The sequence below is a fragment of the Phycisphaerae bacterium genome, from assembly GCA_018003015.1.
Classification (GTDB): domain Bacteria; phylum Planctomycetota; class Phycisphaerae; order UBA1845; family PWPN01; genus JAGNEZ01.
The window spans coordinates 21,875-33,206 of the sequence record JAGNEZ010000063.1 but is presented as its reverse complement, the minus strand read 5'-3'; the positions used below and the strand labels follow the sequence as shown (position 1 = coordinate 33,206).

Genomic DNA, 11,332 nt, shown 5'->3' with positions numbered 1-11,332 from the left:
CAGCCTCCTGAAGCGTCACGCGTCGAAGGATAGCATCAAGTGCAAGAGCCGCATCGCGGGCTGGAACAACCAGTTCCTCATGCAAGTGATTACCGGAACAGGAGTTTAATGTGCGCTGGCCCTGGGGGTAATATCGCCTTGACCGCGGACCGCGTAGACGTATTCCGGGCTGATGGCGGTTCCCACGATGACGAAGGACTGCCGGCGGCGGTTGAGGATGAGACCGACACGGTCGCCGGGCTGCAAGCCGTGGGCTCTGGCGAAGGACTCACCGAGGATGACCTCCTCGTTGCGGTCGTCAGAAAAACCGGAACCGCGAACGAGGTGGATACCGTTGATGGCGTCCTCGAACCCGCGCGCCGGCGTAGAGATAAGCCGGCCGGTCAGCGGCTGAGACACACCGGCTACATCCAAGATTACGTCGAACACGACGCGCGGCTGGATCTCGGCGATGCCGCGAAGCTCGGCCAAAGGCTCAACCGCGCTGAGCGGCGCCTTCTTGACGTCCACCCAGAAGTCAGCGAAGCGACAGCGATCGTAATAGGCACGCTGACTGGCAATCAGGATGCGCTGGGCGGAACCCATCGCGATGAACGAGCCTGTACCGGCGGAGATGATGACTACAACAGTCAGTAAAACCCCCCGCCCTCCCCGCAGGTCGCGCAACAGTTTGCGGTTCAGCACGGCCACAAATCACCACTCCACTTCCATTGCTGGGATGGGCTTCTCATTGACATGCAGCTCGGCAACACGGCCGCTCACCAGGCGAACGGCGCGATCGGCAATCGCCCCAATGGATGGGTTGTGGGTGATAATCAGCACGGTCAGGTTGCGGGTGCGGTTCAGCTCCTGCAAGGTGGAGAGAACCATGCGGGCAGCGGTAAGGTCCAGCGCGCCGGTGGGCTCGTCGGCCAGAACCAGCTCCGGTCGCTTGGCTAGAGCTCGAGCGATGGCCACACGCTGCTGCTCGCCGCCGGAGAGCTGGGCAGGAAAGTGGCCGGCACGATCACCCATGTCGACCATATTCAAAGCTTCGATTGGCTCAAGTGGATCGCGGGCCAGCTCCGTAGCCACTTGGACGTTCTCATACGCGGTCAGCGTGGGTACGAGGTTGTAGAACTGGAAGATGAAACCAACCTTCTCCCGGCGGTAGCGGGTGAGAGCGTCGTCATCGGCTTGCGAGAGGTCAAAGCCACCATAGAAAACATGGCCGGCGCTCGGGCGGTCCATACCGCCGATCAGGTTGAGCAAGGTGCTCTTTCCAGAACCCGACGGGCCGAGAATCACCATGAGCTCGCCGCCGGAGATGTCCAGATCGACGTCCGCCAATGCGGGCACCTCCACCTCTCCCATGCGGAAGATGCGGCTGGCACCCTGGATGCGAATGAGCGGCTGGGTGTTGGTCATAGTACGGTGCAGGTCATGTTCGCCGAACCATCGGTCAGAATGCGGACCCGCCGTGCCCGGCGAAACACTATCCCTGCTGCCCGCATACCCAACGGGACCTGAAAGGCCGGCCTTCGCAACGCACCTCCCGCGACACAACTCGTCTAGCCCGGCTTGTGAAGGCGATCAACAACCACGGCACCTGGGCCACGACGGCCTGACCACGAAGAACACAAACCAACTGGAGTCAGCCGAACGCCGTGCGTTTCACCATCCCGGGCTCCCGTATGCCCCTGCCCGGCTACGCCGCCGGACCACGTCAGCCCATTGTACAGCGCCCTCCGGTTGCGTCTATCTTGCCTCTGGGCCTTGAATTGACCACCGTCTCACGGCTATACTGCTGACTGTACGTCTCCGGCATCGGATGCTTGCCTGACGGCGGCCTCGGCATGTCGGCCATTCACCTCATCGCCGTCTGCTAGTCCGTCTCCCGCGTATCCGTGCCAGGGGCCGGGGTCTCGGTCACATTTGTCCCTTCACACCCTGCCTTGGAGGTGGACCATGATGTCTCGCAGACAACCCGTCGTGCTGTCCATGTGCGCTCTGCTCTTCTGCCTGGCTGAGACCTCGCCAGCCACCGGACAGCATGGCCGGCCGGGTCGACAGGCAGCCCAGGAAAGCCAAGTCAGGCGCCTCAAACATCCCCTCCCGGAGATGCTCACTCCGCCACCCGCCGTGCCTAAAGATGCGGACAGACACCTGCCGAGCGAAATCCTGGTCAAACTCCGAACGCAATCCGCAGCTGATGACGCATTGGCCCGCGCGGGCGTCGATCGCCAGGCCTCGAAAGGCAAAACCGAAACAACCGAAGTTGTGGATGTTTTGCTGAACCGCCTCCAGGCCCGCTCAGCCGAACCAGCCATGAAGCATGTTCCTCGCAAGCACGCTGCCCCTGGGAAGAAGGGTCCGGCGGCCGCCCTGGCCAATGCCGAAATGGACCAGAAACGAGCAGCGCTCTTCCGGTGGATCCGTGTGCGGCTACCGGATGATATGACGGTCGAGGAAGCCCTGGCGGCGGCCAAGGGGGATACACTGGTGGAGGCGGCCGAACCGGTCTACGAATGGGGGCTGACCGATTTCATCGATCCTCCAATTGAGAACCTGCCCGACGGAACAACCGATCCGGCTTTCGATCTTCAGTGGCATTTCATCAATGCCAAGATCCCTCAAGCCTGGAACCACTTGAACACCAACGGTGTCCACGGAGGGGGATTGCATAGCGTCGTCGTGGCCGTCGTTGACTCCGGTGTGGACTACAACCACGAGGACTTGGTCGGCAATATCTGGACCAATCCGGACGAAGTCCCGAACAACGAGATCGACGACGATGGCAACGGTTTCGTGGATGATATCCACGGATGCTGCGTCGTTTCCGACGGACGAAGCCACAGCGGTGATCCCATCGACCTCCACGGGCACGGCACCCACGTCGCCGGCATCATCGTCGCACAGGCGTTCAACCACCTCGGTGGCGTGGGCGTCGCGTTCAACTGCCAAGTCATGCCCATTCGGGCTGCCCACTACGCCGGCGTTCTCACCACGACCGATATCGCCGAGGGAATCACCTACGCCACGGACAACGGGGCTGAGGTCATCAACATGAGCTTTGGGGGCTACCAGTACTCCCAGGTTGTGACCGACGCAATCGAGGTTGCGTTGAGCCAGGCTGTGCTGGTTGCCGCGGCAGGGAACGACAGTCGCCCGTATCCTCCGCTCTATCCGGCCGCTCTCCCCTGGGTGATTGGCGTGATGGCATCAACGCCGTCCGACACGCTCTCCTGGTACAGCAACTACGGCCCTTACTACAACATCTGCGCCCCAGGCGATTCCATCTACAGCACGCTTCCCGGCAACATCTACGCGAAGTGGAGCGGAACATCGATGGCCACCCCGGTTGTCTCCGGCGTGGCCGCGCTGATGCGCTCCTACTTCTGGCAAAGAGAGATCTGGTCGTCCAGGTTCCTTGCAGCCAGCATCGTAGGAAACAAGACCGAGGAACTGGGCGAGGGCCGTTTGGGCAGTGGAGGTGTGGTGGACGCCTACAAGGCTCTCACAACGCCGCCAAAACCAGGCGTTTCCGTTCTCGACTACTGGCTGTTCGATGATTCCGGTGTTAGCAGCACGAACGATGGCGATGGTCGAATCGACGCTGGAGAGACGGTTCACATCGGCGTTGAACTCATCAATCGCGGTGGGCAGGCCGACATGGTCATCGCCACGCTGGAGGCGCGCGCGCCGGGAGCCGTGCAGGATGATCCCTATGTCAGCATCGACCTGCCGGTGATCGACTTCGGCAGCATGGGACCCTTCACCACCAAAGACAACGGATTCATCTACAACCAGCAAGGTGTCATCACTGGCGTGACTGATCCGTTCGTAGTGACCGTGGACCCGAACGCGCCTAATGATCACATCATCAACTTCGTCATGACCACGCATTTCTTGGACGGATGGAACCCGGACGAGCCCGGCCCGTACTACCGCGTTGACCAGTTCCAGTACATCGTTCAACGAGGGCGGAATATTCCCACGGTCATCACCTCCGGCACGACCATGGAACTAACTTCTGATGAGTACTGGATGGTCGGCAGTCCAGTACTTGTCGAATCCGGTGCGACCCTGAAGATACTGCCTGGAACCCAGGTCCAGTGGGGCTCTATAAGCGATGATCCCTACAACCCCGGGCCGCAAACCGGTTACATCATTGTCCGTGGCACACTCGACATCACCGGCACCGTAGACAAGCCAGTCAATATGTTCCCATCCTATATGGTTTCGGGCCAGACCACGGATATCAGAGTCGAGGGGGCCGGACTGTGTGATATGACTTACGCAAAAGTGCGAAACCCGCGGCTCACAGGTCTACGTTCCATCGATCATGCCTACCTGGAATGGGATGCCTACTCCTCCACGGTCGTGGCGCCGGCCGTGACCAACAGCATCTTCCACAAGTTCAGAGGAGGAGGCAGCATTCAAGCTATGGTTTTCGAGGGGTGTCTTTTCGACGCGGGTTGGATCAGCCCGTCAGCCTGGCCCAGTTACCTGGTCGGCGACGGCCGGCGCAACTGCGTCTTTCTCCAGGACAACGAGAACAATGTTTTTCTGTCGATGACTACTCCTGGGTCCGTCCGTATGCCGACGACGCCTCCGGTCACGGCAGGGACGATCTTCAGCAATCTCCAGGTTTGGAATGGCTGCACTTACGTGCTGTTTCATGGCTGGGATACCACGATCAACTGGGATGACTACACTTCCTTCCGGATTGCGGAGGTGATCGCCAATTACTACGGCGGGCACGTGGCTTGTGTCCGTGACGCCGAGGAGGACGCGTTTCTCAGATCATACGTCGTCGCGGCACAAGCGACTTTCCCCGGGAAGCACCGCCAGTATCTGATCGGCCTGACGGACGAGGAGGAGCCTGGCACCTACAAGTGGGTCGATGGCACCCCGGTGACGTTCACGGCTTGGGGCTCGCTGGCGATCTCGCCGCCGCCGTTGGGGTGGGTGGTGCCTTTGTTTTCCTTCGACGATCGTGGCAACCCGCACCCGGGCTGGCATTACTTCGATGGCTATCCAGGCCATGATCGGGAGTTCATCCTCCGCATCCCTGGCGAATGGACTCTGGACACGATGGGACTGCCTAATGGCGGCAACGTGCTCGATTACGTCTTGCAGAACTGCCCGTCAAACATGCGCTATAACGCCTTCCTCAGCAAGTACTGGGATCCTAACGTCAACCACTGGATGCGCCTCAACGCGCCGCCCGGCGCGCCCAACTATTATTCGTTGATGACCGACAACTATTGGGGGACGACGAGCAGCACGCTTGTTAACCACGCCATTGTCGACTACTATGACAACTTCACCAGCGCTCGGGTCCACTACGGCACGCCACCCGAGCATGGCTATGAAACCACGTATCCTTTCGTGGAGAGCGTATCCGTCGCCGGTCTCCCCGCTCAAACGGTCCCCGAAGTCGGAGCCGGGCCGACGACCTTCAGCGTCACCTTCAACCGCGACATGAACACGGCGATTCAACCTTTTGTCACGTTCGGTCCCACCCCACCGCATACCGACTTCACCGTGGAACCCATCGGCGACGGCTGGATCAGCCCCCGAACCTGGGAAGGTACCTTCTGGATCACACCGGTCACCGGCGAAGGCTACCACCTGATGCGCATCTCCGGCGCGGTGGCGGCCAGCGACCCATGGCTGATCAGCGGCTACGACGTCGGGCGGTTCCGCTTTGAGATCAAAACCATGGGCATCGCCGCCATGACCCTGCAAGCCGCCGGCGAGGAGGGTGCCATACACCTGTCCTGGCAACAAGACGATTTCGACCTGCTGGCAGGCTACCACCTCTACCGATCGAGCACGCTCGACGGCGCTTACGAACGGGTCAACGCGACCATCATTCCCGTCGGCCAGGAGTCCTACACCGATGCCAATGTCACCCCGGCCGTTCCCATGTTCTACAAGTTCACCGTGATCCAGACCGATCTGCTGGAGTCGGGCTTCTCGAACGTCGCCTCCGCTGCCGCACTGGACACCATTCCCCCCGTGTTAACCCACACGCCTCCGACCATCGCGCCGCCGGGAGCAGGCCTGCGTCTGACCGCCACGGCCACCGACAACGTGTCAGTGAGCACCGTGAAGGCCTTCTATCGGCCGCACGGCTCCACCGGTGACTACACGCCACTGCTGATGACCCGCATCAGCGGGAACCAGTATTCCAGCACGATCGCCGGCTCGGCCGTCCAGCCACCCGGCGTTGAGTACTACCTCCTGGCGACCGATGGGATAAGCCAGGTCTACCACGCCACCCCGGCCGTCCCGCACCAGGTGGTGGTCACCAATCAGCCGTCGCTTACCTCGATCACACCCAACCACGGGCCCGCGGAAGGCGGCACGTCGGTCACCATCGCCGGCACGCTCTTCCAGCAGGGCGCGAGCGTGTTCTTTGATGCTACCCTGGCATCCAACATCGTCGTCGTGAGCCCGAACCAGATCACTTGCACCACCCCACCGCACTTCCCCGCTGAGGTCGATGTCAAGGTCGTCAACCCGGACGACTCCCAGGTTGTCCGCCTCAAAGGCTACTCCTATGAGAACATCGGCGCGGTGCTGTCTCTCCCTCAAACCTCCGGAGACTACGGCACGATGGTGGCACTCGATCTGACCGCCTCAAATGTCGTGGGCCTGCGAGCGGCGGATATCACCATCACTTACGATCCGGCCGTGCTGTCGGTCTCGGAAGTCGAATGCGGCACGTTGACCGCCGGTTGGGCATTTTCCTACAACCTGGCCCCGCTCGGTATCATCCGAATCTCGCTGGCCAGCGCGACCCAGGTCACCGGCTCCGGTTCGTTGGCCCGGCTGCAGTGTCAGGTTATCGGCGCGCCGCCAGCTTCCACCGACTTGACCATCGCTCCCGCCACCCTCAACGACGGCGCCCTCACCTTTGAGACGAGCCACGGCGTCTTCCTCGTCAACGGCTTCTTCACCATTGCAGGCACGGTGAGCTACTACAGCGGTGGGCATCTGCCCGGCGTCGCTCTGATCATGCAGGGCGACGGCAGCTACGCGGCAGTCTCCGATGCCGCAACCGGGGCCTACTCCATCACCAACATTCCCACGGGAAGTTACACGCTCACGCCATCGAAAACCGATCGCGTCGCCGAAATCACGGCCCTGGATGCATCCTATGTGCTTCAGACGTCGGTCGGTTCACGTACCCTCTCGAGCCATCAGGCTATCGCCGCCGATGTGAACCACAATGGTTCGGTCTCGGCGATGGACGCGGCGTACATCCTGGAAAAGTCGGTTGGCCTCCGCGAGGTGCCCTTCCCCGGCTCCGGCCGAATCTGGTCGTTTGACCCGGAGAACCGGACTTATCCACTGTTCAACAATGATCAGGCCGGACAGGATTTTGTCGGCATCCTGCTCGGCGACGTAACCGGCAACTGGACCGCGCTGTCCGGCTTGTTGGCCTGGCGAGGTTGCGAGGACAACACCGCATCGGTCTCGCTCAGCTTGCCCAATGTCACCAGCAGGCTGGGCGGCCGGGTGAGCCTCGGTATGGCATTGTCGGTGGGCGACGCGACCATGCATGCGGCCAACATGCATATCTCGCATGACCCTGCCGTGCTCAGCCTGGACGAAGTCGTCCTTGGTCCGGCGGCGGAAAACATGCTGCTCGCCGTGAATCCGTTGCCCGCCGGGATCATTCGCATCGGCCTGGCAGGATCCCAGGCGGTCAGCAGGAGTGGCACGCTGCTGAACATCAGCTTCACCGTGATTGGCGTCAGCAACGCGCCCATTCCGGTGGTCTTTCAGCAGGTTGAGATTGACGAAGGCACAGTCTGCGCCACATCGGAGGACGGCTCGGTGACCCTGGCCTTCGCGACCGGGGATCTGGACAGGGACGGCGACATCGATGTTGCCGATCTCCATCGGTTTACATCCTGTTCGTTGGGGCCAACCGTCCGCCAGCCAGACCCTGCGTGCCAGAGCGTTGACTTCGACAAGGACGGCGACGTCGACCAGTCCGACTTCGGCATTCTCCAGCAGTGCTACAGCGGAAGCGGTGTGCCAGCCGATCCCGACTGCGACCACTGACTTCCGCGGCAGGCAGCCCGGGGCGGCGTGGCCGACGGCACCTGAATCGGCGATCGCTCTCGAGAGGAACTGGCGGGATGCGAAGACGCCCAGCCAAACCGCGCCGCGGCACGGTATCACGACTTCGGGTACCAGGCGCCGCCGGCAGGGAGGAAACTCGTCTCCCGGTACCCAGACAAACGCTGGGCAGCAACCACGGGAAACGACACCGACAGGCTTCCTCCACACCCAGGTGGACGCCCCTGTTGGCCCGGAAAACAGGGAAGAGCCTGAAAACGGCTGGGCGTAACGGAGAGTGCCGTTATAATGCCGAGAACAACGCCCGGCGGGAGAGTCGGGCAGGGCTTCACGGACAACATCGGATACAGGAGCGAAAGACCATGGCTCGGAAACAGACGACCCCACTCACCCGCCGACAGACACTGCGTACTGCGGCGGCCGTCATTGCCGCCCCATCGCTTATCCCCGCCCGCCTTCTGGGCGCTGACGCCCCATCCGAGAAGATCCACATCGGGATGATCGGAGTGGGCTGGATGGGCGGCGAAAACCTGAACGCCTTCCTCGAGGTGAAAGAGTGCCGTGTGGTGGCCATTGCCGACGTCGACCAGAACCACCTCGCCGGAGCCGTCAGGAGCGTCAATGCCAAGTATGGCGACGAAGGCTGCAAAGCCTACAAGGACTTCCGGGAGCTGATCGGTCAGGACGACCTCCAGGCAGTGTGCATCTCCACGCCCGACCACTGGCACTCCATCCCCGCGATCGCGGCGGCCAAGGCGAAGAAGGACATCTACTGCGAGAAACCCCTGTCGAAGACTCTGGCCGAAGGCATCGCCATGGTCCAGGCGGCCCAGCAGAACCACCGCATCTGGCAGACCGGCTCTTGGCAGCGCAGCGGCAACGACTTCCGCAGAGCCGCTGAACTGGTCCTCAACGGGTACATCGGCAAGGTCCGACGCGTCGAAGTCGGACTGCCGTCCGGCCACGCCGATTTCGAGAACACCGGCAATAACCGCCCCAACTCAGACCCTCCCAAGGAAGTAGATTACGACTTCTGGGTCGGCCCATCCGAGATGGTGCCGTTCAACCCCTGCCGCTTCCACAAAAACTGGCGATGGAACTACAACTTCGGCGGCGGGCAGCTGATGGACTGGATCGGCCACCACTGCGACATCGCCCACTGGGGCCTTGCCAACACCAGCTACGGCGTGGGGCCGGACGACGAAATCGGACCGACGGAGGTCAGCGCCACCGCCGAGTTTCCACCCCGGGATGCGCACTGGAATACCGCCACCAAGTATCGCGTGGAATGCAAGTACCCCAAGGGAATCGAACTGATCATCGCCGGTGGCTATAATGAGATCCGCAGCGGCGCGAAGTGGATCGGCGAGGAGGGATGGGTCTGGGTCGATCGCAGTGGCTTCGAGACCTCCAAGCCCGAATGGAAGAAAGAGATCGAACAGCGCGAGAAGGCCAAGGACCTCAAGGTGCTGCTCAAAGACACACACGGCGCCCACCAGCGGGAGTTCATCGAGTGCGTGAAGTCCCGCAAGAAGGCGCTCACGCCGGTGGAAGTGGCCCATCGCTCCGCAACGCCCGGGCACCTGGGCTACATCGCTTCCGTGGTCGGCCGGACGCTGAAGTGGGATGCGGCCAAGCAGCAGATTGTCGGAGATCCCGAAGCCTCTAAAATGCTCTCAAGGCCGATACGGGCCCCCTGGCACGTCTAGGCGATGCCGGCAACCAGACAGGAGAATCACCCGAGACGTGCGGCTGCGACAGAGGCTTGCAGCGGGTCGCACGTACCACGGCCAGCGCTCCCCGCCCCGCGGAGCCACCAACCCAAACGCCGTGTGAACCGGTGATCCCACCCGCCGGCGGCGTCAGTGTGCCCTCAAGCCCCCGGCTGAAGAGCACGGGCTCAGCGTATTCCGCGCCCCGAAACGGCTTTGAATGCCGCCTGTCGCCCCGCTACCTCGATAAAGGCCAGCATGTTTTCCAGAGGGACATCCCCTTCCACGGCGTGCGCCGGAGACAGGATGTAGCCGCCATCCGTCCCCAGTTCGATCAGCCGGCGCGTCGCGCGCCTGACCTCCGCAGGTGTGGCGAAGGGCAACAGCCGCTGGGTGGACAGCCCCCCCCAGAACGATAGGCAACGACGATACTTCGGCAGCAAGGACTCGACGTCCATCACCTCCGGCTGGAATGGATTGAAGCAGTCAACGCCGAGCTTGACCAGATCATCGAAGAGCTCATCCACGTCTCCGCAACAGTGGATCACGACGCGTTTGCCCGCGGCGCGCACGGCGTCGTACATACGCTGCAGAACGGGATACAGATACTCCCGCCAGAGCGGGTAGCCCATGATCAACCCGTGCTGCTGGCCCCAGTCGTCGCCGAAGTAGACCGCGTCGATATCGTACTCCAGCGCCTCCTTCACCTGAGCAATGTTGTAGTCCGCAATGGCGTTGAGCAGCTCGCGCACGAACTCGGGATGGTCGTAGAAGTCCAGAAGCAGCGTTTCCAGGCCGCGCATAGTCCAGGCCCGTTCGAAGAGCGAAAAGCCCAGGCAGAAAACGCGGAAGCAGTCAGGATAACGAGCCAGCTTGTCCGGTATGTCCCCGTAGAAGCGTCGATCGAGGGGATCGGGGAAATCATAGTCCCGCAGGGTCGGCTCGGGAAGCACGCAGCCGCGGACGATGCCGATGTCTTTGTCAACGCTGCGGTCCCAGACAACCCCGAAGACGTCGCGGAACTGGTCGATGCCCAAGTCAGTGAAGAAGCCGATGTCACTCCCCAACTCGACGAGATGATTGTCCAGCATGCACTGCGGATCCGGAACACCCAAGTACTGGGCGAGCGTATCCTTGGCCTCCCTGGTAAACCGGAAGGACCATGGCACGTAGGGCGGGCGCTCATGCCTCAGGACAGCGTGGACGACCTCTCGCTTGGTCATGCCATATCCTCTCAATGCAGGCGGATACACAGACTGATGACAACCAGTATAACCATCCTGCTCCACCACCCGAAGAGCCACCGCCACCGCCTCAGCTACATCAGTAACTCCCCATCCGGTGTGCGCGCGCACGCCGTCACAGTCTCGTCGCAAACCTCATCGGCGAGGGCACGCGAGACGAAAACGAGCGCCCACCGGTAGCGAAAGCCAACCGCCGCGAAGGACGGAAACGAAGTGTTGCCGATGCAGCCGGCACCCCGGGCAGGAGTGCGCCCACACGCGAGAGCAACGACCCGGCAGAGACTCGCCGGGCCA

Annotated in this window: 5 protein-coding genes; 2 read left to right on the top strand and 3 right to left on the bottom strand. The window is 62.0% G+C overall.

Annotation, left to right across the window (positions count from 1 at the left end; translation table 11 throughout):
* Positions 1–105: 105 nt before the first annotated feature.
* Positions 106–690: a hypothetical protein gene (locus tag KA354_20485; protein ID MBP7937028.1), complete on the bottom strand. Its 585-nt coding sequence runs from the start codon at positions 688–690 to the stop codon at positions 106–108.
* A gap of 3 nt (positions 691–693) precedes the next feature.
* Entirely contained in the window at positions 694–1,407 is a 714-nt protein-coding gene (locus KA354_20480) for an ABC transporter ATP-binding protein (GenBank protein MBP7937027.1), read from the bottom strand.
* A gap of 540 nt (positions 1,408–1,947) precedes the next feature.
* Here KA354_20480 and KA354_20475 point away from each other — a divergent pair.
* Positions 1,948–8,064: a S8 family serine peptidase gene (locus KA354_20475; protein MBP7937026.1), complete on the top strand. Its 6,117-nt coding sequence runs from the start codon at positions 1,948–1,950 to the stop codon at positions 8,062–8,064.
* A 380-nt stretch (positions 8,065–8,444) separates the two neighbouring features.
* Positions 8,445–9,791, top strand: coding sequence for a Gfo/Idh/MocA family oxidoreductase (locus tag KA354_20470; GenBank protein MBP7937025.1), 1,347 nt, complete (start codon positions 8,445–8,447; stop codon positions 9,789–9,791).
* A 191-nt stretch (positions 9,792–9,982) separates the two neighbouring features.
* On the opposite strand, the gene KA354_20465 is transcribed toward KA354_20470, so the two are convergent.
* A complete protein-coding gene (locus tag KA354_20465; protein ID MBP7937024.1) occupies positions 9,983–11,017 on the bottom strand; it encodes a uroporphyrinogen-III decarboxylase-like protein in 1,035 nt (344 codons plus the stop codon).
* Between the last annotated feature and the right edge of the window lie 315 nt (positions 11,018–11,332).

What these genes read in the sequence shown, in the direction of transcription:
- KA354_20480 (MBP7937027.1), bottom strand. Translation starts at nt 1,407, where the DNA reads ATGACCAACACCCAGCCGCTCATTCGCATCCAGGGTGCCAGCCGCATC.
- KA354_20475 (MBP7937026.1), top strand. Translation starts at nt 1,948, where the DNA reads ATGATGTCTCGCAGACAACCCGTCGTGCTGTCCATGTGCGCTCTGCTC.
- KA354_20470 (MBP7937025.1), top strand. Translation starts at nt 8,445, where the DNA reads ATGGCTCGGAAACAGACGACCCCACTCACCCGCCGACAGACACTGCGT.
- KA354_20465 (MBP7937024.1), bottom strand. Translation starts at nt 11,017, where the DNA reads ATGACCAAGCGAGAGGTCGTCCACGCTGTCCTGAGGCATGAGCGCCCG.